The following is a 21,925-nucleotide window of genomic DNA, read 5'->3' as shown; positions in this document are numbered from 1 at the left end:
CGTATCGCCCTCGTCCTCCCCACCGCAGCCGCGTTCACGGGCCGACGGCGGGACATCACGCAGCCGGCCCGAGGCACCCGTCATTGCCGGCGGCCGTCAGACCCGGCACCACCTCGACGACAGTCGCGATCAACCTGCGGCATCGCCGGTCAGCCCTCCACCGATACCGCGGCTGTGCCGGAACGTCACACCCGATCTCGCCCGTTCCCGCCGTCTCCGTCCGCCAAGATGCCGGTGCGGGCCACGTCGGCGTACCACCGTGCGCTGGCCTTGGGGATGCGCTTGCCGGTCGGGTAGTCGACGTAGACGGCACCGAAGCGCTTGCTGTAGCCGTAGCCCCACTCGAAGTTGTCCAGCAGGGACCACAGGAAGTAGCCCCGGATGTCGACGCCGGTCACAATCGCCCGGTGCACGGCCGACAGGTGGCCGTGGAGGTATGCGATGCGTTCGGGGTCGGCCACCTCGCCCTCCGGGTTGACGTAGTCGTCGAACGCGGCCCCGTTCTCGGTGATCAACAAAGGGATCGCGGGGAAGTCTGCCTTGAGTCTCATCAGCAGGTCGTACAGACCGCTGGGGTCGACCGCCCAGCCCATTGCCGTGGTACTGCCCGGAGGCCGGTGGAAGGCGACGTTGTCGGCGCCCGGCCAGGGGCTGTGCTCGCTCATCCCGTGGCCGTCGGAGCCGTGGCTGGCCTCGCCGGTGGCGGCGGAAACGAGGGTGGGTGTGTAGTAGTTGACGCCCAGGAAGTCGAGCGGCTGGTGGATCGTGGCGGTGTCGCCGTCCCGTACGAAGGACCAGTCGGTCAGGCTCGCCGTGTCCCGGAGGAGATCCTGCGGGTACTGGCCTTCCAGCAGAGGGCCGGTGAAGACGCGGTTGGCCAGCGCGTCGATCCTGCGGGCCGCGTCGACGTCCTCGGCTGCTTCGGTCAGCGCGCGGACGTGGTGAATGTTGAGTGTGATGGACGCCTGTGCGCGGGCGGGCAGTTCGGCGCGCAGCGCCTGAACGGCCTTGCCGTGGGCGAGGTTGAGGTGGTGTGCCGCGCGCAGGGCCGCGACCGGGTCGGTGCGCCCGGGCGCGTGGACACCCGAGCCATATCCCAGGAAGGCACTGCACCAGGGCTCGTTGAGGGTGGTCCAGGTGTTCACCCGGTCCCCCAGTGCACGGGCCGCCAAGGCCGCGTAGTCGGCGAACCGGTCGGCGGTCACACGCTCCGGCCAGCCGCCCGCGTCCTCCAACTCCTGTGGCAGGTCCCAGTGGTAGAGCGTGACGACCGGCTCGATGCCCTTCTCCAGCAGCGCGTCGGTCAGGGCGCGGTAGAAGTCGAGCCCTTTCTCGACGGCCGGGCCGCGGCCGGTCGGCTGCACACGCGGCCACGACAGGGAGAACCGGTAGGCGCTGACGCCGAGGTCGGCCATGATCTCGACGTCCTCGCGCCAGCGGTGGTAGTGGTCGGTGGCCACGTCACCGGTGTCACCGTTGCGCACCCTGCCGGGTGTGTGCGAGTAGGTGTCCCAGATCGAAGGGGTGCGTCCGTCCGCGGAGACTGCACCCTCGATCTGGTACGCGGCGGTCGCCGTGCCCCAGGTGAATCCCTGCGGGAACCTGGTGACGGTGGTGTTCTCCGGGGCGGGCGCGACACTTCGGGTTGCGGTGGTCACGTGGGTCCTTCCAGATGACTGCGGGGCGGGAGAGGCGAAGCGGGGTGGCGGGCGTCGGAGGGCCGCGGCAACGAGGGGACGGCAGGGTGTTCATCCCTTGACCGCTCCCTGCATGATTCCGCCGACGATCTGACGGCCGAAGACGATGAACAGGGCGAGCAGGGGCAACGTGCCGAGCAGGGCGCCCGCCATGATCAGTGACTGGTCGCGCACGTATCCCGCGCTGAGCTGGGTGAGCGCGACGGGGACCGTCGGATTGCTCATGTCGAGCACGATGAACGGCCAGAAGAAATCGTTCCAGGCGTGCACGAACGTGATCATGAACAGTACGGCCATGGGAGGCCGGGCGATCGGCAGCACGATGCTCCAGAAGATGCGCAGGGAGTGCGCACCGTCCACCCGCCCGGCCTCGACGAGTTCGTCGGGCAGCGCCTCGGACAGGTACTGCCGCATGAAGAACACCCCGACGGCGCTGACGAGCGTGGGGAAGATGACGGCGGGCAGCTTCTGCCCCCAGCCCAGTTCCGTCATCATCATGAACAGCGGTACGACGCCGAGTTGAGGCGGCACCATCATCGTGCCGATCACGAGCATCAGCAGGATGTTGCGGCCCTTGAAGCGCAGTTTGGCGAACGCGAAGCCGGCGAGGGTGGCGAACAGCACCGTGGACAGGGCGATCACGCCGGCCACGATCAGGCTGTTGAGCATGGCCTTGCCCAGCGCTGCGTCCTGCCAGGCCTTGCCGAGGTTCTCCAGGAGGTGGGGTCCCGGCAAGAACGGCGGAGGTGTCTGGGTGACGCGCGTGTTGTCGGTCGACGCCGCCACCATCGTCCAGTAGAGCGGGAAGAGCGAGAACAGAGCCGCGATTCCCAGCAGGATGTAGGCGACGGGACCCGCGTGGTGCTGACGTCCGGCACCCGGGTGCCGGAACAGTTGACGGCGCCGTCCGCCGGACGGGGTGTCGTTCCGGGCCTTCTTCGCGACCGCGGGGCGCGCGTCCGTCGCCTGGACCGGGATGCTGTCTGTGGTCATGGAGATCTCCCGGTCAGGCCTTGCGCGCTACGACGCGCTTGACGACTCGTTGGACGACGAACACGACGATGAGCAGCAGGAACATCGCCCAGGCGACCGTGGCGGCCCGCCCCATCTGGTAGTTCTTCCAGCCCTCCTCGTAGAGCAGCAGTCCCAGAGTCTGGTACTGGTTGTCGGCTCCCCCGGTGATGCCGTTCGGGCCCTGGCCGAAGATCAGGGGCTCACCGAAGAGCTGGGTGGCGCCGATCGTGGACAGGACGATGGTGAAGATGATGGTGGAGCGGATGCCGGGGACGGTGACCTTCAGGAACTGCTGCCACCGCGATGCGCCGTCGATGGCCGCGGCTTCGTACCGGTCGCGCGGGATCGCCTGCATCGCCGCGAGGTAGAGCAGCGCGTTGTAGCCGGTCCAGCGCCAGATGACGATCGTGGAAATGGCCGTCTGCGCGGCCCACTTGTTGTTCTCCCAGTCGATGTTGTCGACACCGACCAGGCTCAACATCCAGTTGATCATGCCGAAGTCGCGTTCGAAGAGCATCGTGAACACGAGGGCTGCGGCACCCACCGACGTGGCGTACGGCGTCAGGGCGGCGACGCGGAAGAACGTCGAGCCGCGCAGCCGGTAGTTGAGCAGATGCGCAAGGCCGAGCGCCATCAGCAGCTGCGGCACGGTCGACAGGACGCCGATGGTGAAGGTGTTGAGCAGCGCGTTCCAGAAGCGGTCGTCGTCCCACAGGGCCGTGTAGTTGTCGAAGCCGACCCACTCCATGAGGTTCAGGGTCGACAGTTCGACGCGGTGCAGGGAGATCCACGAGGTGTAGACGAGCGGGTAGAAGCTGAAGGCGGCGAAGACGACGAAGAAGGGCGCGACGAAGGCGTACGGGGCTCCGCGGACGTCGAGGCGGTGCAGCAGCGTACGACGCCGCTGACGGTCCCCGCCGGTCCCGGCCGGCGGAGCGGTGCCGGGCGCACCGTCTGGGGGTGTCGAAGTGGAGATGGCCACCGGAAGGCGTCCTTCCTGGAGGGTGAGGGAAGCGGGCAGGGGCCCGGCGGCCCGCGCGGGCCGTGCGTGGGGCGCCGGGCGGCTGCGGAGACGGGCAATGGGGCCCGAGGTCAGCCGGCGGCCTTCTCGATACGCGTGTCAGTGGTCTTCCAGGCCTCGTTCGGGCTCTTGTTCTGCGCCTCGATCAAGGTCAGGCCCTGCGAGAAGATGTCCTTGATGGTGCCGTCCTTGCGGCCGAGCACCTGCTCGTCGGGGATCTCCTGGGCCGCGGCGCCGAAGATCTTCCCGATGGGCGCGCCACCGAAGTAGCCCGACTTGGCATCGACCACTTCGGGCATCTCCAACGCCGTCTGCGACGAGGGGAAGTTGCCGATCTCCTTGAAGAGGAAGGCCTGCTGCTCAGAAGCGGTGAGCCAGGCGACCAGCTCCTGCGCCTCCTTCTTGACGGGGCTCTTCTCCATCACGCCGAGGAACGATCCGCCCCAGTTGGCGCCCTTGGGCGCCTTGGCGACGTCCCACTTGCCCTTGTTCTTCGGGCCCGCCTTCTCGCTGATGTGCGCGAGCATCCACGCCGGGCAGACGGTGCTGGCGAAGGTGCTGTTGGCCAGACCGGGGTCCCAACCGGGCTGGAACTGGCGGAGCTTCGCGGTCAGATCGGACGTGGCCGCCTCGGAGGCCAGCTTCCACGCGTCCTTCACGACAGGGTTGGTGGCGTAGATCAGCTCACCCTTCTTGTCGTAGAACTGCTGGGAGTTGCCGTAGATCATGGCGTTGAACAGCCCGCTGGAGCTGTCCATGAAGGCGACCTTGTCGTCCTTCGACTTCTGCTTGAACCGCTTTCCCGCGTCGACGTACTTCGACCAGTCGCCCTCCCACAGTTTGGCGACCTCGTCGCGGTCGGTGGGAAGGCCGGCCTGCTCGAACAGGTCCTTGCGGTAGCAGACAGCCATCGGGCCGATGTCGGTGCCGAGGCCGATGACCTTCTTGTCCGAGGCGGTGACCTGGTTCTGCTTCCACGGAAGGAAGTGGTCCGTCCCGGTCACGCCGGCCAGATCGACGAACTTGTCCCTCTGCGTGTCGGACAACTCCTTGGCCCGACCAATCTCTATGCCCTGGATGTCCTTCAGCCCGCTGCCGGCGGCCAAGTGGGTCTGCAGGGCGGTGTAGTAGGTCTGCTCGTCGCCCGCGACGTCCGCCTTGATGACGACGTTCGGGTTTTCCTTCATGTACTTGTCGAGCAGACCTGTCTCCTTGAAGCCCATGACACCGAACAGGCCCATGGTGATGGTGACTTTGCCGTCCTTCTTCCCCCCACCGGTCCCCCCGTCGCTGCTGCCCCCGCAGCCCACGACCAGCCCGAGAGCCGACACAGCCGACACGGCGGCCACGACTCTCGTACGCAACTTCCTTCGGAACTTGTCCATTTCGTCCTCCTAGCGGCGGCGCTGACGCACCGGAGTTCGAGCCTCACGGTCCGCTCCGCAGGCACGATTTGTCCGGTGGGTACGTTCCCAAAGGACGATGGGAACGTACCCACCCGGAAGCCCGAAGCCTGGCCGCCACGAAAGGCGTCTGTCAAGAAGTTGAATCCACTTTGTTGCCGGAGGATGTCGTACCGCTGCGCTCGGGTCCTGCGGGCGCTCTCCGCGGGTCTGGCACAATGCGCAGGTGAAAGCCGTCAGGGCAACGCGCAAGCGGGGGAGGCGTCATGGAGGGCAGGCAACGCCCGACCATCAAGACCGTGGCCGCGCGCGCCGGCGTCGGACGCACCACGGTTTCACGAGTCATCAACGGCTCGGAGCTCGTCAGCGAGCAGGCCAGGGCCGCCGTGCTCGCCGCCATCGCCGAGCTGAACTACGTCCCGAACTCGGTGGCCCGGGGGCTGGTGACGAGCAGGACGAATTCCGTGGCCCTGGTGATCCCCGAGTCGGAGAGCAGGCTGGGCTCCGAGCCCTACTTCTCGGCCGTCATCCGGGGGGTCAGCACCGCCCTCGCGGAAACCCGGACACAGCTCCAACTGGTGCTCGTACGAGACCAGGCCGAGCGGGACCAGCTCACCGAGTCGGTGGCGGAGCGGCGTGTCGACGGGGTGCTCCTTGTCTCGGTGCACGAGCACGACCCGCTGCCGGGACTGCTGGAGGACATGGGGCTGCCCACGGTGCTCGCCGGGCGCCGCTCCCCCGCCGAGTCGCTCAGCCACGTGCACTCCGACAACGCCGGCGGAGCCGCGACGGCCGTCAGCCACCTGCTCGCACGGGGGCGGCGGACCGTCGCCACCATCAGCGGTCCCCTCGACATGGACGTGGCGCGCAGCCGGCTCCAGGGCTGGCGGGAGGCCCTCGAGAAGGCAGGCCACGAGGCCTCAGAGCGGCTCGTGGCCGCGGCGGACTTCACCGAGGAGGGCGGCGAGGCCGCGATGCGTTCACTCCTTGAACAAGTTCCCGGGCTCGACGCCGTGTTCGTCGCCTCGGACGTCATGGCGGCGGGGGCGCTGGCGGAGTTGCGCAGGCAGGAGCGCAGCGTCCCGGACGACGTGGCGGTGGTCGGATTCGACGACTCCATTATCGCCCGGCACACCAACCCGCCCCTCACGAGCGTGCGTCAGCCCGTCGAGGAGATCGGCAGCATGATCGCCCACATCCTCCTCAAGGAGATCGGCAATCCCGAGGAGCCGCGTCAGCGCGTCGTTCTGCCCACCGAACTCGTGGTACGCGAATCGTCATAAGTCCATGAGGTGCGCTCGTGGTTGGCGTTTCACGATGAGGTGCAGGGGCGCGGCGCGAGCAGTGGCGTTCCACACCGGCCGATCGTGGTCGCCGTCGCATACTTCGTGATCGGCTGATCGGCTCCGATCCTGGTTGAGTACGCGCGTGCTCGTGGCGATCGCCCTCATCCTCACCCTCACCGCGTACGAGTTGCTGGTCCGCTCCGTGATCCGCCGGACGGAACCTGGCGGTGAGGCGCTCGAAAACCAGTGGAACGGCGCCGCTGTGCGCCATTACCGTGCTGCCGAACCAAGTCGTCCAGGCAAGGGACGTGCCGTTGTACACCGTGTGAGACCTCCCGAGAGCTGATGTGTCGCGCGTCGCGCATGTGCGCCGCGCTCCTTTTTGCTGCGGACTTCTCACTGAAACCGGTGTACTTCTGTGCTCAATAGCTGGGTGGTCATGCCCACCTGCCTGCCGACCGTTCTCCGCCGTTGCCACGCGTGCGCGTCCGAGCGCTTCCGGCCAAACGGTAAATTTCGCGTCAACGCAAACCACAAGCTCCTCGACGCCTGGCTCCTCGTGCTCTGCACCGCTTGCGGGGACACGGCAAAGCTGACGGTCCTGGAGCGGATGAACGTGCGCTCCGTACGACCTGAGCTGCTGGACCGGATGCACGACAACGACCCTGGCCTGGCAGCTGAGCTGATCCAGGATCCGGTCGTGCAGCGCCGTAGTCGCATCGCCCTCGACTGGGCGGGCGCCTGGCGCCTGGACACCGGCGGATCGGATCACATGGACCGTGAGGTGAGCGATGTGATCGATGTGTCGGTCCGCTTCGCGGCGCGGATCCCTGTCCGGCCGGTGCGACTGATCGCTGAAGGCTGCGGTCTTTCGCGGGCCGAGGTCGAGAGACTGATCACGGAGGGGAAGCTCGTTTCGGCAGTCCGGCTGAGCGGCAAACTCTCCGGCGACTTCACCTTCACGCTCAAGCGCTGAGCCCTCCCCGGGGGCCAGGGCCTGTCCGGCGAGATCCGCCGGACAGGCCCTGGTCAGGCGCTGCCCCGCACGTCGAACTCGCCAGCCCGGCGGCAGCCTGCGTCACAGGCGAGCGCATCAAGGTCGACGCGGTCATACTCCGAGCCGGGACAGGTCACCGTCCTCGTCGAGCCGATGTTCGGGCCGCACACCCGTCTCACAGCCACGGGGCGAGCATCCCGCCCCGCTTCAGCGAGGTCAGGACCATCGAGACTCCCAACAACATCACGTCCCCCAGCCAGCCGGACCCCGTCACGAAGTCGTAGAGGGCCGACTCGTCGGGAAACGCCCCCAGGACCAGGATCTGACGTTCACCGGTGATGAAGCTGACGTACCGGACGTGGACGGACTGCGTCAGTGCCGCCGCGACCATCTCGACCCTGGACGGTGGGGTGCGCACCCACAGCACCGCCTCCACGGGCAGTCCGAGGAGCGTCGGCTCGATCACGGCCCGGATGCGCACCCTGCCCTCCCGCCTCAGCGCACCCAGCCGCCGTCTGGCGGTGGCCTCCGACACCCCGGCGATACGGGCGAGTTCGTCGTACGTGCAGCGCCCGTCCTCGGCCAAGGCGTGCAGCAACAGCCGGTCCTGGCGGGAGAGTTCCCGTGTCGTGTCGCCGGTCGGCAGCACATCACCGGTGAGCGGAGGCGCGGAGGCCTTGGACGACGCTCCCCTCAGTTCGTCGATCTCGGTATCGGTGAGCAGGCCCGCGTGCCATTCGCGGATCGTCCGGACATGGCGCAGCACCGGGTACGTGAAGGTCTCCACCACGCCCGGCAGCCCCGGCAACTCGTCCATCACCAGACCGGCGAGACGGTCGCGCGGGCAGAGCAGCTCCGCGACGCAGTCCGGGGTTCCGGTCAGCACGTGGGCGAAGACGCAGTCGGGGCGGCGGGCCAGTGCCGTCGCGGCCACCCGTGCCTGTCCGGGGGAGCAGCGCACGCCGACCACCGTGCTGCGGCCGCGCGCCTCCATGGCACCGATGCGCACCAGTCCGGACTCCAGCAGCCGGGTGCCCCGGCGGACCACGGTGCGTTCGGGTTCGCCGAGCACGGCCGCGATGCGGTGCCAGGAGGCCCGGCCGTCGATCTGCAGTGCGCTGATGATGCGCCGGTCCAGCGAATCCGCCATGGGACCGGTCTGTGGTGCGTCCATCGGACCAAGCATATGGCCGATTCCGTCATTTCGGCCGAGATTCTTGTTCCCTTCCGTCAGCATGCCTGAATCTGCCATGGGGACCGACAGGACCTCATGAGCCGCACGAACCCGTGACCCCGTGACTCACGCCACGTACGGAGATGGTCGACGTGACTGCGACGCCTGGAAGTTCCCTCCGGCACCAAGCGGCCGAATCCGCCGAACCCGCGCCCCTACCCACCTCCCTGCGCGGGCGGCTCGCGCTCCTTGGCCCCGGACTGGTGCTGGCGGCCGCGAGCGTGGGCGCGGGCGACATGGTGACCTCGCTCGCAGGCGCCGCCGGCTACGGGATGGCTCTGCTGTGGGCGATCCTCATCGGTGTCGTCCTGAAGTTCGCGCTCACCGAGGCGGTGGGACGCCTGTACATGGCGTCCGGGCAGACCGTGATCGCGAGCCTGCGCTCGGCCGGCCGCTGGCTGCCGGTGGCGTTCTTCGTGTTCGTCCTGGTCATCGCGCTGATCTACGGGGCGGCGCTGAGTTCGGTGGCGTCCTTGGCGCTGTCCACGCTGTTCCCCGCCCTGCCGCTGCGGCCGGTGGCCGTCGGGATCGCGCTGGCCTCCGCCGCGATCGTGTACGTCGGCCGGTACACGGTGTTCGAGCGGGTGATGAGCGTCTTCATGCTGGCCAAGTTCCTCGGCATGGTCGTCCTGGCGGTCGCCACCCTCGCCACCGCCGACGACCTGCCGGGTCTGCTCTCGTCGGTGCGCCCGAGGCTGCCGGAGGGGGACGTGGTGACGGTGCTCGCCCTCATCGGCGGCGTGGGCGGCACGGCCGGGATCGCCTCGTACAGCTACTGGGTGCGGGAGAAAGGCTGGCGGGACCGCAGCCGACTCCCCGTCATGCGCGCGGATTCCGCAGTGAGTTACGCCCTCACCTTCCTGTTCGTGCTGTGCACCACGGTGGTCGGAACTGGCCTGCTCCACGGCAGCGGGCGGACCATCACAGGCAACGAAGGGCTGGCCGCTCTCGCCGACCCACTCGGCGCCGATCTGGGATCGGTGGCCCGTGTGCTGTTCCTCGGGACGTTCTTCCTCGTGACCCTGAGCGCGCTGGTCGGCGGGTTCAACGCCCTGTGCTATCTGCTGGCCGACTCCCTGCGGACCCTGCGCGACGTCCCGGACGACGCGGCCGAGCCCCACATCGCCCAGCACAGCCGCCCGTTCCGCGCCTTCCTTCTCTACGCCGCGGCCGCCGCCGTCGCCGTCACGTTCCTGGGACGGCCGGTGCCTCTGGTCCTGACGTACGCCGCCGTCGGTTCACTGATCCTGCCTCTGCTGTCCGGGGCGCTGCTGGTCCTGCTCAACCGCCGGGGCGTTCAGCGGCCGTACCGGAACAAGGCCGCCTCGAACGTGCTGCTGGCCGGCTCCTTCGTCCTCTTCGGAGTGCTGGCCGTCGTACAAGTCAAGGAAACGATCGGAGGGCTGTGAACCACACCGTGACCACCACGGATCTCTGCTTCTGGACCGCCACCGAACTCGCCGCCGCCATCAGGCGCCGTGACGTGTCCGCCCGGGAGGCCGTCACCGCCCACCTCGAACAGATCGAGCGCATCAATCCGGCGGTGAACGCCATCGTCACCCTCGTCCCCGAGCGGGCACTGGAGCAGGCGGCCGAGGCCGACGCGCGGCTGGCGGCGGGGGCGGACGTCGGCCCGCTGCACGGGCTGCCCGTGGCGCACAAGGACCTCCACGACACCGCGGGCATCCGCACGACGTACGGCTCACCGCTCTTCGCCGACCGCGTTCCCGACCGGGACCACCTGGTCGTCGAACGCCTGAGGAGGGCCGGGGCGATCACCATCGGCAAGACCAACGTGCCCGAACTCGGCATGGGTTCACACACCGTCAACCCCGTCTTCGGGGCCACCCACAACCCGTACGACCCCTTCCGCAGCGCGGGCGGCAGCAGCGGCGGTGCCGGCGCGGCCCTGGCCTGCGGAATGCAACCGCTGGCCGACGGCAGCGACACCGGCGGCTCGCTGCGCAATCCCGCCTCCTTCAACAACGTCGTCGGACTGCGCCCCTCCCCCGGGCGGGTTCCCTCGTGGCCCGACAAGGCGCCGTGGGGGCAGCTCTCGGTGAAGGGCCCGATGGCCCGCACGGTGACGGACGTGGCGCTGGCCCTGTCCGTGCTCGCGGGCCCCGACCCGCGCAGCCCGCTCGCCCTGGAGACACCGGGTTCCGTCTTCGCCGGGCCGCTGGAGGGGGAGGTACGCGGTCTGCGGGTCGCCTGGTCACCCGATCTCGGCGGGACCGTACCCGTCGACGCGGAGGTACGGGACGCGCTGCGCCCAGTAGTCGATGTCTTCGCCTCGCTCGGCTGCGAGGTCGAGGAGGCCTGCCCGGACCTGTCCGAGGCCGACGAGGTGTTCCTCGTCCAGCGTGCCTGGCAGATGGAACTCGCCTACGGCTCCCTGCTGGACGAGCACCGCCACCGGATGGCGACGGACGTGGTGTGGAACATCGAGGAAGGCCGCAAGCTCACGGGTCCGGACCTCGGGCGTGCGCAGATGCTGCAGGCCGCCCTCTTCCACCGGGTCCGGGAGTTCTTCGAGTCGTACGACCTCCTGCTGCTGCCGGTGAGCCAGGTCGTCCCGTTCGACATCCGGCTGCCCTACCCGGCCTCCGTGGACGGCACACCGATGGAGACCTATCTGGACTGGATGCGTTCGGCCTACCTGATCTCCGTCACCGGCTGTCCGGCGCTGTCGGTGCCGGCCGGTTTCACCCCGGCGGGTCTGCCGGTCGGACTGCAGATAGTCGGTCCGCACCGACAGGACCGGGCGGTCGTCGACGCCGGATACGCCTTCGAAAGGGCGACGCGTACAGGGGAGCGCAGGCCGGCCGTCGCTTCGGTGGGAGGGAGCGGACCATGACAGCACCTCGCAGCGCGCTCGTGGTCGGCGCGGGCATGGCGGGACTGGCCACGGCCTGGTACCTCCAGGAAGCAGGTGTGGAGGTCACCGTCGTCGACCGCCGGGGCGTGGCGGCAGGGGCCTCCTGGGGGAACGCCGGCTGGCTGTCCCCGGCCCTCACCGTGCCGCTGCCCGAGCCGGGCGCCCTACGGCTGGGACTGCGGACGCTGTTCTCACCCACCTCGCCGCTCTACGTTCCGCCCCGCGCCGACGCCCGTCTGGTCCGTTTCCTGCTGTCCTTCGGCCGGAACTGCACAAGCCGGCGCTGGCAGGTCGCGATGAGCGCCTTCGCCGCACTCAACCGCGGTGCCCTCACCGCGTACGACGAGCTCGCCCGGGGCGGAGTCGCCGAACCGACCCGGGCGAGCGACCCGTGCCTCATCGCCTTCACCACTCAGGCCGGCCGCACACCGTTCGTCGAGGAACTGGAGGCCGTGCGCGCCGCGGGCCAGCGCGTCGACTACGACCTGCTCACCGGCACCGATGCGCGGGATCTGGAACCGACGCTGTCCGAACGGATCGACGCGGCGGTACGGCTGCACGGCCAGCGCCACCTCAACCCCGGGGCCTATGTCGCGGCCCTCGCCGACTCTGTCCGCGACCGGGGCGGAAAGATCGTCACAGGGCGGGAGGTCACCCGGATCCGAGACATCGGTACCGGGATCGCCGCGCGGAGCGCCGACGGAAGCGAGGTGCTCGCCGATGTGGCCGTCCTGGCCGCGGGAGCCTGGCTCGACCGGCTGGCGGCACCCTTCGGCGTGCGCGCCCCAGTCCAGTCCGGCCGGGGCTACAGCTTCTTCCTGCCGCGCGAAGGTCTTCCTTCACGGCCCACCTACTTCGCCGCGCAGCGCGTGGTCTGCACTCCGGCGGGCGACCGCGTACGGGTCGCCGGAATGATGGAGTTCACCGGGCCCGACCGTCCCGCGGACCCCCGCCGGGTGCGGGCGATCGCCGACGCCGCACGCCCCCTGCTGCCCGCCGCCGACTTCGGCCGCCGCACCGACGCATGGGTGGGACCACGCCCCTGCACCGCCGACGGCCTCCCCCTCGTCGGCCCCACCCGCTCACCGCGCGTCCACGTCTGCGGCGGCCACGGGATGTGGGGCATCGCCCTGGGACCGCTGAGCGGCAGACTCCTCGCCGAATCGATCGTCACAGGCCGACCTGCCACCGAACTCACCCCGCTGCATCCACTGCGCTGAAGGAGCGACCACGGCACCGCGGCTCCATCGGCACGCCTGCGACCCCGGCTGGTCAAGATACAAAAACTTGAATGCCCGATGCCCTGGCGGAAGGTCTAGTGCCAGTTGCTGATCTTGACGTCGTGCGGCGCGGGCTCGCCCTTGCCGGTTTCCACCAGCTTCTTGAGGCTCATCAGGAAGGTCGCCCACTTGGTGCTGCAGTGGTACATGAACTCCACTGGCTCCTTCCAGCCTTCGTGCCGGAACAACACGATCGTGAAGCCGTCCTCCTGCTTGAGCTCGAAGCGGATCTGCGTGCCGATCCACTCCTCAGGGCCGTCGACGACTTCCCAGACCACGCGCTCGGCGGGCTGAGCCTCCAGGACCTTCATGTCGAACCCGCCGGGCTCGAAGCGGAACCGGATTGCTCCCCCGACATTGCCGTCGCCGTCCGTGTCCTGCGTCCACCAGCTCGCCAGCCCATCGACCGTGGTCAAGGCTGCGTGAGCACGGCACGCACCACACCCCGTGCGCCCGGATGGCCCTGGGCATCCCGCGGGCCGCACAGCGGCACCACGTTCGACATCATCGGCAGCGTGGGAGTCGCGATCCTCATGATCGTGGGCGCGACGGTGGCAATGGACCGCCTGCCGCGACTGCGCCTCCTGGCCAAGCCGGTCATCGCCGTGGGCACCATGTCCCTGACGGCCTACGTGGGCCACTTCGTCGTACAGTCCGCGCTGTCCATGCCCAGCAGACCAGCACCCAGCAGTCCTGGGTGCCGCTGCCCGCAGCACCGCGACCACGTGGTCGGTGGTGCGCGGGAAGGCCACGGCCCGTGGCAGCAGACGGTAGTTGGAGGCGTCGTAGCGTAAGGGCCCGTCGATCCCGGGCCGGTCTCCACACGCAGACCGGGTGCGATCCGGCGAGACGTACGACTAGTGACGCGAGGGGGCGTCATACGTTCACCGCCCATCTGCTCAGCACCCCTGTCTCACGCCTACTTGATGAGGTCCTTGAACTTGTAGTAGCCGCCCGCGAAGGGCAGGAACCAAGGCGGGCCGAAGTGTCCCGGGATCCGCCTGAAGGGCAGGTCGCGCCAGGGGTTGGCGGTCGGCGTGCCGTTCATGTAGTCGGCCATCTGCTTGCCCATGTGCGTGGCCATCTGGACGCCGTGGCCGGAGTAGCCGAGCGAGTAGAACAATCCGTTCTGCTCGCCGGCGTGCACCATGCGGTCCATGCTCATGTCGACCTGTCCGCCCCAGCAGTAGTCGATGCGCGCGTTCGTGAGCTGCGGGAAGACCTCGGTCATCGCCTTGTGCAGGATGCGCCCGCTCTTCGCGTCCGACTGCTGGTTGGACATGGCGAACCGGGCGCGGCCACCGAACAGCAGCCGGTGGTCCGGAGTGATCCGGAAGTAGTTCAGCAGGTTCAACGTGTTCGATGCCATCCGCCGGTTCGGCAGCAGCACGTCGCAGACGTCCTTGCCCAGCGGTTCGGTCACGATGATGAAGCTGCCGACGGGCGCGATCCTGACCTGGTGCCAGCGGAACGGCCTGCTGGTGTAGCCGCTGGTCGCGACAAGCACCTGGTCGGCCTGGACGGTCCCTCGCGGAGTGACCAGCTCGTGCCGCGTGCCGTCCAGTCGACTGACCTTCTCGACCGGTGCCTTCTCGTGGATGGTGACGCCGAGCCGCGCGGCGGCCTCGGCGAGGCCCTTGGTGAACTTGCCGACATGCAGCCCCGCGCTCTTGGTGTCGGACAGTCCACCGTGGAAGCGGTCGGAGCCGATCTCCGAGTGGAGCTCGCTCTTAGGGATCAGCCGGGTCTCGATCCCGAGACGGCCGGACATGATCTCGTGGGTCTTGCGCAGACCGTCGACGTGGGCCGGCTTGGAGGCCAGGTTCAGCTTGCCCGTGCGAGCGAAGTGGCAGTCGATACCCTCTTCGTTGACGAGCTTCTCGAGGGTGTCGACCGCGTCGTGGTAGGTCATCAGATACGCCTTCGCGGTGTCGAACCCGTAGCGGGAGACCGCTTGCCGGAACCCGATCGACAGGCCCGTGGTGGCCATGCCGCCGTTGCGGCCCGATGCGCCGAATCCCACCGTCTCCTTCTCGAAGACGTGCACGTTCGCGCCCTTGCGCGCCAGGTGCAGTGCCGCGGAGAGGCCGGTCAGGCCGGCTCCGATGATCGCCACGTCGACATGCCCACCGATCTCGGTGCGGGACCGGTCCGGACCCTGGGGAGCGGTGTCGAGCCAGTAGGGGGTGAATTTCATGTCGCTGCTCTCTCTCCTGCCAGTGCTGTCCGCTGTGAACGCACGTGGGTCAGGCCCTTCGAGTGGTCCGCCACCGTCGAAAGTGTGCTCGCTGCCACTCGGACACCGTTCATTCCGGTTCCCATCCGAAAACCGCCTTGACGTCCGGCAACGCGGGCCTGAGGGAAGGTTCGGGCCTGTTGACAGTTGTCGACCATACCCATATGGTCGACAATCGACAAGCGACAGTGGCTGACTGCCCTTCGATCGGCACCTGGAGGAACCGTGGAATTTGAGAGCAAGCCGAAGTTCGTCGCGTTCGACATGAACGGAACGTTGATCCACTTCCGTATCAATGAGGTGATCCGTCGGGTCCTGGGCGACCGGCTCCCCGCCGAGCTCGCCGACGAGTTCCTGCAGACCGGCAACCAGTACCGGATCGACGAGTGCCTGGGCGCGTACCAGCCGTTCCACCAGGTCGTCGCCCACTCGCTGGAGCGGACCTGCGCAAGGTTCGGCGTGGAGTACCGCGAGAGCGACGGTCCGGCGGTGTACGAGGAGATCCCCACGTGGGGCCCGTACCCCGGCGTCAGCGAGGCGCTGCGGCGCCTGGCCGAGGAGTACCCGCTGGTGATCGTGACGAACTCCGACGACGTGCATGCGAAGCGCCTCGCGGAGAACCTCCAGGCCCCGTTCGAGGTCGTGATCAGCGCCGAGGAGATGGGCGTCTACAAGCCACGGCTCCGTGCGTTCGAATACACGCTGGACAAGCTCGGCGTGACACCTGACGAAATCGGGTGGGTCTCGGCGAGCCCGAAGTACGACCTCCGCACCGCGGCCAACATGGGCATCAAGAACAAGGTGTACATGGACCGCGGCTTCGAGCACGACGAGCACTGGCTCGACTACAAGCGGATCACCGACATCGCCGACCTCCCCGTCCTTTTCGGCCTGCCGCGCCCGTAACGGGAAGGGTGAGTACCGCATCGTCAACCGCCTGTCGCCCTGGACAACACGTTGTCCAGGGCTCGGGGATCACGGCTTGGAGTGACACCCGGCCCGACCGGATGAAGAAGGCCGAACACTCGGCGTTCGGAGGCGTGAAGGTGCTGCGCCGGCCTCCACGGCGCAACGCAGTCCGTGCACGGTGCCAAGGAACCGTGCTGCGCGAGTTCCACCGGCTCCGCTTCCACCGCGGCCCGGTCAGCCACGCCGGCTCTGCTGGACACGTCCCAGCAGGGCCGCCTGGTCCGGCACCGCCCCGACCACGGCGCCTACATGGTCGGCTGCACGCTGCTGCAGGTCCACAAGCACCCACGTCGCCCGACCCGGCATCGGCCTGACAACCACACGGCACCACCCGAGACGCCGACCTGTCACCGCGACCCGTGAACCGGAAGGGGCACGGCTGCGAGTTCAGGGAACTCCGTGCGCAGACAACGAGCTTGAGGTGTCGATGCAAGATCAGCCTGTCGGCCGCCAGACCCCACTCTTCCAGTGCTCAGCTCATCCCGGAGGTATAGTCGACAAACGACCAAGCGGTCGACAAACGACCAAGGGAGGGCGACGGGGTGGACCACAAGTTCGAGTGGCTGGAGCAGCGGACGACGACGCCGGACGGCGTCTACCGCGCACTGCGTGCCGCCATCCTCGACGGGACCGTACCTCCTGGTGGACAGCTGCGCGAGGCGCACATCGCCGCGGATCTCGGGATCAGCCGGTCCCCGCTGCGCGAGGCGCTGACCAAGCTGGAGGAGGAAGGGCTCGTCGTAAAGATCCCGTACCGTGGGTCGTTCGTCGTCGAGGTGAGCGCTCGTGAGGTCGCCGAGATCGACTCGGTCCGGCTACGTGTCGAGCCGTACGCCGCTGAGCTCTCGGCCGAAGCACTGCGCGGTCCTGAGCGGCCGCGATTGCTGCAAACCGTCGAGGATCTCCGCCAGGCAATTGAGAAGGACGACATCCCGGCCAGCATCGACGCGCACCTTCGCTTCCACAGGCTCTTCTACGACCTCTCGGAGCACGGCGTCCTGCAGAGTCTTTGGAGTGGCTGGGAGACCAAGCTGCGCCTCCACCTCAGCGTCGATCACCGCACTTACAGCGACGACCCGCATCTGTTGGTCGTCGAGCACGAGAGGTTGGCCGCGGTTGCCCTGGAAGGCGATACCGACGCGTTCCGCCAGGAACTGGCTGCCCATTTCCCCAAGGGGCTGGGAGCCCAGACGGGAGACCAGGGGGAACGCACGCCCCGGCGTGCATGAGGCCATGCCGCCTGTGTGAAGTGTCCAGCGGGTCTGTTTTTCCAGGAGACGGCGGGTCGTGGCGGCCTTGTGCCATACGCGCGGCTTCCCCCGCGGCGCTGTCGGCGTCGACTCCGGTGCGCTCGTTGATCGAGTGGGCGACCAGGGGCAGGACCTCGGTGAAGGGCACGCGCCGGGGTTCGACGTCGCGCTCGGCCGCGGCCTGCCCCTGGAAAATCCCCAGCAGCTGATGTGTCGTCCGGCAGGCGTGGATCTCCTGCTCCATGCCGCGCGGCCGCGTGAGCGCAGTAACCGGCCCACACAGCGCTGGGTGACCTTCAAGGCCGTGTACGTCGATTCAATCTCCCCCTGCGCGCACACCAGATCGCCGTCTCCCGTGCGGGAAAGGCAACCTCATTCGGCGGGGTGGACGCGAAGCGGAACAGCTCGGTGCGGCTGGTGCCGTCCACGCAGGTCACCGTCATCACCGGTTCGGTCAGCCGCCGTCGGCGAGGAGCATGCGTAACCGTTGGCCGGCACGGTTCCTGAAGCCGCGGGCGACGCGTCGGTGAAGCTCGATGAAGGCGTTGACGGCGGCTTTGGCGCCGGCGCAGCCGGTCTCGCGGTAGGCCAGGAACGCCTCGCGGCGCTGCTTCAGGGTCTCGCCGAGTCGCTGATCTCGGGGACCGGGCAGGTCGGGGACGGCGGCCGTGATCTCCTGTCGCCTTGCACCCGGCGGTGGACGTCGTCGACGGCATGGGTGCCGAGTTGACGATGGAGAAAGTGTCCAGCAGGCGACCCAGTCCTCGAGTTAGACGTCGATGGCGTTCTTCCAGCCGTGGAACGGGTCCAGAGTCGCCACTCGACGCCGTCGCCGAACTCATCACCACGGGCTTGCAGCCAGTCGCCGTAGGCCTTGCCGGAACAACCGGGCAGCAGGTCAAGCCACCCTTATGGCATTGGGATCTCGTCGGGTGTGAGGTCGACCATCCGTGTCAACTGCTCTAGATCCCGCCGTCGTCAGCGATCGTGATGCGGACAGGTGTGCTGCACACGCTCGCCCACTCCGAACCGCATGAGACCGGTGAGCCGGGCCACGGCGTCGACCGTCACTTCCAGCAGCGGCGGATCGAGCCGCACGCGGTGTTCCACGTCGTGCTCGAGGATGAAGTTTGTGTTGACAGCAAACGACGGCAGCCATATGGTCGACAAACGACAATCCAGTGGCTGTTTTAAGCCACCATGCGGCATTTCGCCTCCCTGTTACTCGAGAGGAGAACCGAGTGCAGACGATCAAGATTCAAACGAAGCGGGTTCTCGTGGCCAACTGCGAGGGTTTGCGCCCTGTGCCGTCCGCGGCGGTGGCGCAGTGAGCCGGCCCGTGGCTTCGGCAGCGCACACCGGCTCGGCTTCCGAGCGGCTCCAGGCCCTCGGTCTGGACCTTCCCGACCTCGCTGGTAACCCGTACTACGTGGACCAGCGGACGTTGGGCTCCAGCATCTACATTTCGGGCCAACTGCCTTACAAGGACGGTGAGCTGCTGGGCCAGGGCATTGTCGGCCAGGAAGTCGAGCTGGAGACGGCGCGGGAGCTCGCGCGCCATGCCGTGCTCAACGCACTCGCTGCCGCTGTGCAGGCGGTGGGTGAGCTGGACCGGGTCCGGATCGTGCAGATGCTGGTGTTCGTGGCCAGTACGCCGGACTTCGGTGAGCAGTCGACCGTCGCCAGTGCGGCCAGTGAACTGCTCATCGAGGTGTTGGGCGAGAACGGACGGCACGCTCGCACCGCGATCGGTGTCGCCGGGTTGCCGCTCAACAGTCCGGTCGAGATCCAGATGGTCTGCACCGCGGTGTAGGGCGGACACGACGGCGGTGTGGCGCGAGCGCGCGCGATATTGCGGGCCGGGGCACGTTCGGCATTCGAGGGAGTCGGCATCCGCGCCCCTCGATCATTCCCAGGCAGAACCACAAGGAGTGCAGCGTGAACCGGCTCCAACGAGCACTCGACGCTCTGGTCGAGCGCATCGATACTCCCGCGCCGATCGTGGTGGTCGACGTCATGCAAGGCAACATCGACCGCATGCAGGGCTTCGCCAACCAGCAGAACCTCGAGGTCAGGCCGCACGTCAAGACGCACAAGTGTGTGGAGATCGGGCGACGGCAGGTCGAGGCCGGCGCGGTCGGAATCACCGCGGGAAATGTCGGTGAGGCCGAGGTCTTCGCCGCGGCCGGATTCGACGACATCTTCCTCGCCTACCCGATCTGGCCCTCGGGAACGAAGGGGGCCCGGATCCGCCGGCTCGCCGAGTCCGCCCGGCTGCGGGTCGGCGTCGACAACGTCGCGGCGATCGAGGCCCTCGCCGACGCGATGGGGGACGAACCGGACCGGCTGCAGGTCGTGATCGAGGTCGACTGCGGCGCCCGTCGTTCCGGGGCGCCGCCCGAGCGCGCGGGCGACCTCGCGCTCGCCGCCCGCAAGCGCGGCCTGGTGCCGGTGGGCGTCTTCACGTATCCAGGTCACGGCGGTTCCGGTCGGGACGCTCGCAAGGGCGCCGCGCAGGATCAGGACGCCGCGCTCACCACTGCAGTACGCAGCCTCGCCGGCGTCGGGGTCACCGCAGAGGTGGTCAGCGCCGGCTCCACGCCCACCGTCGAGTTCTCCACCAGCAGCGTGATCACGGAAATCCGTCCCGGCGAGTACGTCTTCGGCGATCTGAACAACGCCCGGCTGGGCGCCTGCACGGACGACCAGATCGCGCTGTTCGTCGCCGGAACCGTGGTCAGCGACTGGGTCCGCGACCAGGTCATTCTCGATGTGGGCACCAAAGCTCTCAGCCGCGAAGGCAGCCCCGAGCTCGGCTACGGTGGCGTCGCCGGCACGAAGGCAGTCCTGGCCAAGCTCAACGAGTACCACGGATTCCTCCCGCTGCCGGACGGCGAGTTCCGCCCCAGCGTCGGCACCGTCGTACCGGTGGTGCCGAACCACGTATGCCCGGTCGTCCTCGGTTTCGAGGAACTGATCGTCACCGACAGCACGGGCGCGTCGCTGCAGCGGTGGCCGGTCGACGCCCGCGGATTCCTCAACTGACCGGCGCGGGACGCGATTTTCGTGGCCGAGCCCGCCACCCGACCGACCTGACCCGCAAAGGAGTACCTGACATGAGACTCAACAACGTGGCGGCCCTGGTGACCGGCGCCAGCAGTGGAATCGGGGAGGCGGTGAGTTCCCACTTCCGCCGCGAGGGCGCGCGGCTGCTGCTCACCGGCCGCAGGGAGCGTCTCGACAGCGCTGAGCCCGACGACCTGTATGTTCCCGGAGACCTCAATGACGAGGCGTTCGTCGAGCACTTGGCCAAACAGGCCGCGGAGTCCTTGGACACCGTCGACGTCGTCGTCCTCAACCACGGCCTGCAGGCCGTCAGTCCGCTCACCGAGATGGCCTACGACGACGCGAAGAATGTGCTCGAGAGCAACCTGCTCAGCGCGTTCCTGGTGATGAAGCACTTCGCGCCGCTGATGCCCCCCGAAGGGGGCTCGTTCGTCTGCGTCAGTTCACGGCTGGGCATGGTCGGCATGTCCGGGCAGGTCTTGTATTCCGCCGCCAAGGGGGGCCTCATCATGCTGGCCAAGGGGGCGGCGATCGAATGGGCTCCGCGCAACATTCGCGTCAACGTCGTCGCTCCGGGTCTGACCGCCACACCGATCATCGAAGCGGCGTTCCAGCGCAGGCCCGACCCCGAGGGCTACCGCCGCGAGCGCGAGACCCAGATCCCGCTCCAACGCCTCGCCACCCCCGAAGAGGTCGCCGACGCGGTGCTCTTCTTCGCATCATCGGAGTCGTCGTACGTGACCGGATCGGTCCTCACCGTCGACGGCGGGTACACCGCTTTCTGAATACCCTGCTGGGCTCACCACCAGCATTGGGCTGAACGACCTGTCTTCCGTCTCGCCTTCTGCCTCGGGCGACCGCCGATTGCTGCATGACCGATCGGCCACGAGTCGAGCGCATGCCCCGATCGCCGCACTCGAACTGCGCCACCCGCACTGCGCCCGTGCCGAGGACCGCATCCGCGCCACCCCGGCCACCCCCGACGCCGGACGCGACGCGTCGCGCTGAGGACCGCCGCCACCTGCTGGTCACCGCTGGCGACGGCTCCAGCTTCCCCACCGCCGCTCACCTGGCCTTCCAGCCGGTGTCGCCCCGACAACAAGGTTGTCGGGGACTTCGATCCACGGCGAACACGCGCCCAGAAGCGGCGACCGGCAACGCAAGCGGGCGATGTTTCTGTCCGCGTTCGCCGCCCTGCACGATCCCCCCCCGGCCCCCGCACCTGCGAGGCAAAGCCCTCGCACCTTCGGTTCCACGCGTCCCTAGATGAGGAGTATTGCCATGAGTGATTCCATGATCGGTCGTAGAGCGCTTCTGCGCGGAGTAGGCGGCCTCGCCGCCCTCGCCGCCGTGCCTTCGCTCGCCGCGTGCGGCACCGGCACGAGCCGTGTCTCGTCCGGCGGAGGCAAGGGCGGCGGTAAGACGGTGGTCGTCCGTGACAGCGGCGGTTCCTACGGTGCGGCCCTGCAGAAGGCGATCTACACGCCGTTCACCCAGGAGACCGGGGTCGCCGTCAAGGTGCTGAACCTGGACGACGCTCCGCTGCTCGCGCAGATCAAGCAGGGCCGCCCGCAGTGTGACCTCATCAACAACT

At 68.3% G+C, this 21,925-nt stretch carries 19 protein-coding genes and 3 pseudogenes; 14 read left to right on the top strand and 8 right to left on the bottom strand.

Features of this window, described 5'->3' with window-relative positions:
- Positions 1-185 precede the first annotated feature (185 nt).
- The 4 genes from ABD357_RS14465 to ABD357_RS14450 all read right to left on the bottom strand — a co-directional run bounded on the left by ABD357_RS14465 (position 186) and on the right by ABD357_RS14450 (position 5,117).
- Positions 186-1,658: a GH1 family beta-glucosidase gene (locus ABD357_RS14465; RefSeq protein WP_344390304.1), complete on the bottom strand. Its 1,473-nt coding sequence runs from the start codon at positions 1,656-1,658 to the stop codon at positions 186-188.
- A 90-nt stretch (positions 1,659-1,748) separates the two neighbouring features.
- Complete coding sequence (locus ABD357_RS14460; RefSeq protein WP_344390303.1) at positions 1,749-2,690, bottom strand: carbohydrate ABC transporter permease; 942 nt, start codon at positions 2,688-2,690, stop codon at positions 1,749-1,751.
- 13 nt (positions 2,691-2,703) lie between these two features.
- Positions 2,704-3,693: a carbohydrate ABC transporter permease gene (locus ABD357_RS14455; protein WP_344390302.1), complete on the bottom strand. Its 990-nt coding sequence runs from the start codon at positions 3,691-3,693 to the stop codon at positions 2,704-2,706.
- A 110-nt stretch (positions 3,694-3,803) separates the two neighbouring features.
- Entirely contained in the window at positions 3,804-5,117 is a 1,314-nt protein-coding gene (locus tag ABD357_RS14450) for an ABC transporter substrate-binding protein (protein ID WP_344390300.1), read from the bottom strand.
- Positions 5,118-5,401: 284 nt separating this feature from the next.
- On the opposite strand from ABD357_RS14450, the gene ABD357_RS14445 reads away from it, so the two are divergent.
- Complete coding sequence (locus ABD357_RS14445) at positions 5,402-6,418, top strand: LacI family DNA-binding transcriptional regulator (RefSeq protein ID WP_344390298.1); 1,017 nt, start codon at positions 5,402-5,404, stop codon at positions 6,416-6,418.
- A gap of 421 nt (positions 6,419-6,839) precedes the next feature.
- On the top strand, positions 6,840-7,397 hold the full coding sequence (locus tag ABD357_RS14440; protein WP_344390296.1) for a DUF1062 domain-containing protein: 558 nt from the start codon (positions 6,840-6,842) through the stop codon (positions 7,395-7,397).
- A gap of 196 nt (positions 7,398-7,593) precedes the next feature.
- Here ABD357_RS14440 and ABD357_RS14435 read toward each other — a convergent pair whose 3' ends face one another.
- A complete protein-coding gene (locus tag ABD357_RS14435) occupies positions 7,594-8,592 on the bottom strand; it encodes an Lrp/AsnC family transcriptional regulator (protein WP_344390293.1) in 999 nt (332 codons plus the stop codon).
- A gap of 143 nt (positions 8,593-8,735) precedes the next feature.
- Here ABD357_RS14435 and ABD357_RS14430 point away from each other — a divergent pair, with 143 nt between their 5' ends.
- From ABD357_RS14430 to ABD357_RS14420, 3 genes are read left to right on the top strand one after another with little or no spacing between them, the layout of a single operon-like run.
- Entirely contained in the window at positions 8,736-10,061 is a 1,326-nt protein-coding gene (locus tag ABD357_RS14430) for an Nramp family divalent metal transporter (RefSeq protein ID WP_344390290.1), read from the top strand.
- Complete coding sequence (locus ABD357_RS14425; protein ID WP_344390289.1) at positions 10,058-11,509, top strand: amidase; 1,452 nt, start codon at positions 10,058-10,060, stop codon at positions 11,507-11,509. The genes ABD357_RS14430 and ABD357_RS14425 overlap by 4 nt, the downstream gene beginning before the upstream one ends.
- Complete coding sequence (locus ABD357_RS14420; RefSeq protein ID WP_344390287.1) at positions 11,506-12,750, top strand: NAD(P)/FAD-dependent oxidoreductase; 1,245 nt, start codon at positions 11,506-11,508, stop codon at positions 12,748-12,750. Before ABD357_RS14425 ends, ABD357_RS14420 begins: the two co-directional genes overlap by 4 nt.
- 95 nt (positions 12,751-12,845) lie before the next feature.
- On the opposite strand, the gene ABD357_RS14415 is transcribed toward ABD357_RS14420, so the two are convergent.
- Positions 12,846-13,226, bottom strand: a complete 381-nt coding sequence (locus ABD357_RS14415; RefSeq protein WP_344390286.1) for an SRPBCC family protein — start codon at positions 13,224-13,226, stop codon at positions 12,846-12,848.
- A gap of 57 nt (positions 13,227-13,283) precedes the next feature.
- On the opposite strand from ABD357_RS14415, the pseudogene ABD357_RS14410 reads away from it, so the two are divergent.
- Positions 13,284-13,516: pseudogene (locus ABD357_RS14410) on the top strand (DUF418 domain-containing protein); the annotation flags it as partial.
- A gap of 213 nt (positions 13,517-13,729) precedes the next feature.
- Here the strand turns inward: ABD357_RS14410 and ABD357_RS14405 are convergent.
- Complete coding sequence (locus ABD357_RS14405) at positions 13,730-15,007, bottom strand: NAD(P)/FAD-dependent oxidoreductase (protein ID WP_344390285.1); 1,278 nt, start codon at positions 15,005-15,007, stop codon at positions 13,730-13,732.
- A gap of 264 nt (positions 15,008-15,271) precedes the next feature.
- On the opposite strand from ABD357_RS14405, the gene ABD357_RS14400 reads away from it, so the two are divergent.
- From ABD357_RS14400 to ABD357_RS14390, 3 genes are all read left to right on the top strand, one after another.
- The gene (locus ABD357_RS14400) at positions 15,272-15,952 is read left to right on the top strand and encodes a haloacid dehalogenase type II (protein ID WP_344390283.1); all 681 of its coding nucleotides are present in this window, start codon (positions 15,272-15,274) and stop codon (positions 15,950-15,952) included.
- 605 nt (positions 15,953-16,557) lie between these two features.
- On the top strand, positions 16,558-17,244 hold the full coding sequence (locus ABD357_RS14395; protein WP_344390281.1) for a GntR family transcriptional regulator: 687 nt from the start codon (positions 16,558-16,560) through the stop codon (positions 17,242-17,244).
- 508 nt (positions 17,245-17,752) lie between these two features.
- Positions 17,753-17,995 (top strand): hypothetical protein, encoded by a 243-nt coding sequence (locus ABD357_RS14390; protein ID WP_344390279.1) that lies wholly within the window; start codon positions 17,753-17,755, stop codon positions 17,993-17,995.
- Positions 17,996-18,243: 248 nt separating this feature from the next.
- Here ABD357_RS14390 and ABD357_RS14385 read toward each other — a convergent pair whose 3' ends face one another.
- Positions 18,244-18,474 (bottom strand): hypothetical protein, encoded by a 231-nt coding sequence (locus tag ABD357_RS14385; RefSeq protein ID WP_344390278.1) that lies wholly within the window; start codon positions 18,472-18,474, stop codon positions 18,244-18,246.
- Between the two features lie 130 nt (positions 18,475-18,604).
- Here ABD357_RS14385 and ABD357_RS14380 point away from each other — a divergent pair, with 130 nt between their 5' ends.
- The 5 genes and pseudogenes from ABD357_RS14380 to ABD357_RS14360 all read left to right on the top strand — a co-directional run.
- The gene (locus ABD357_RS14380; protein ID WP_344390277.1) at positions 18,605-19,078 is read left to right on the top strand and encodes a RidA family protein; all 474 of its coding nucleotides are present in this window, start codon (positions 18,605-18,607) and stop codon (positions 19,076-19,078) included.
- 125 nt (positions 19,079-19,203) lie between these two features.
- On the top strand, positions 19,204-20,310 hold the full coding sequence (locus ABD357_RS14375; protein ID WP_344390275.1) for an alanine racemase: 1,107 nt from the start codon (positions 19,204-19,206) through the stop codon (positions 20,308-20,310).
- Between the two features lie 71 nt (positions 20,311-20,381).
- Positions 20,382-21,116, top strand: coding sequence for an SDR family NAD(P)-dependent oxidoreductase (locus tag ABD357_RS14370; protein ID WP_344390273.1), 735 nt, complete (start codon positions 20,382-20,384; stop codon positions 21,114-21,116).
- Positions 21,117-21,352: 236 nt separating this feature from the next.
- Positions 21,353-21,537 (top strand): annotated as a pseudogene (locus tag ABD357_RS14365) (transposase); the annotation flags it as partial.
- 75 nt (positions 21,538-21,612) lie between these two features.
- Positions 21,613-21,925 (top strand): annotated as a pseudogene (locus tag ABD357_RS14360) (ABC transporter substrate-binding protein); the annotation flags it as partial.

This window comes from Streptomyces vastus, from assembly GCF_039532825.1.
GTDB lineage: Bacteria > Actinomycetota > Actinomycetes > Streptomycetales > Streptomycetaceae > Streptomyces > Streptomyces vastus.
This window is presented reverse-complemented; position numbering and strand designations above follow the sequence as displayed.